This is a genomic window from Nocardia sp. NPDC059228, from assembly GCF_042754245.1.
Lineage (GTDB): Bacteria > Actinomycetota > Actinomycetes > Mycobacteriales > Mycobacteriaceae > Nocardia.
In genome coordinates, this window is record NZ_JBHZAL010000188.1 from 1 (window position 1) to 1,036 (window position 1,036).

The following is a 1,036-nucleotide window of genomic DNA, read 5'->3' on the forward strand; positions in this document are numbered from 1 at the left end:
CACCTACAGGGGTGACAACTCCAAGCCCCGCGACGCGGTCACCAAGATCGACGCCCGGGCGACCCGGCGTCTGGAACGCGTCAACCTCGACTTCACCCACGGCAAGGTCGGGTCCGTCGAGGTCGACGGCGCGCGCGCCGACTTCGCGACCGCCGGCGAAGACCTCGTCGTCACGCCGCGCGAGGCCGTGGAGGCCGGCTCACGGGTACGCGTCACCGTCACCCACACCAGCGACCCCACGGGCGGCAAGGGCGGCTGGGTACGGACGACGGACGGCCTGGTGATGGCCAACCAGGCGGACGCCGCGCACCGTGTCTTCCCGGGCAACGACCACCCCGCCGACAAGGCCGCGTTCACCTTCCGGGTCACCGCGCCCGGCAGGCTGACCGTCGTGGCCAACGGACTGCCGGTGGCGAAGACCCGTAACGGCGCGACCAACACCTGGACGTACCGCACCCGTCACCCCATGGCCACCGAGCTGGCGCAGGTGTCCATCGGTGAATCGGCCGTGGTGCGCCGGGAGGGTCCGCACGGGCTGCCGCTGCGCGACGTGGTCCCGGCCGCCGACCGCGCGGAGCTGGAGCCGTGGCTGGCGAAGACACCGGCGCAGATCGAGTGGATGGAGCGGCAGGTGGGGCGGTATCCGTTCGAGACGTACGGCGTCCTCGTCGCCGGCGCCGAGACCGGTTTCGAGCTGGAGACACAGACGCTGTCGCTCTTCGAGCGTTCGCTGTTCACCCGGCCCGAGTACCCCGAGTGGTACGTCGACTCGGTCATGGTCCACGAGCTGGCGCACCAGTGGTTCGGCGACAGTGTCTCGCCGCGCGCGTGGTCCGACCTGTGGCTCAACGAGGGCCACGCGAGCTGGTACGAGGCGATGTACGCGCAGGAGTACGCGGACAAGCCGCTGGAGGATCGGATGCGCGAGGCCTACCGGCTGTCCGACGGCTGGCGGGCAGCGGGCGGTCCGCCCGCCGCGCCGGAGCCGCCGGCGCCCGGCAAGCAGATCAGTCTCTTCCGGCCCGTGGTGTACGAC

1 protein-coding gene is annotated in these 1,036 nt (G+C 71.6%); it reads left to right on the forward strand.

The window, feature by feature from the left end; translation table 11 throughout:
- A partial coding sequence (locus ACFXKA_RS43395) for a M1 family aminopeptidase (protein ID WP_379431968.1) occupies positions 1-1,036 on the forward strand: 1,036 nt, incomplete at both ends.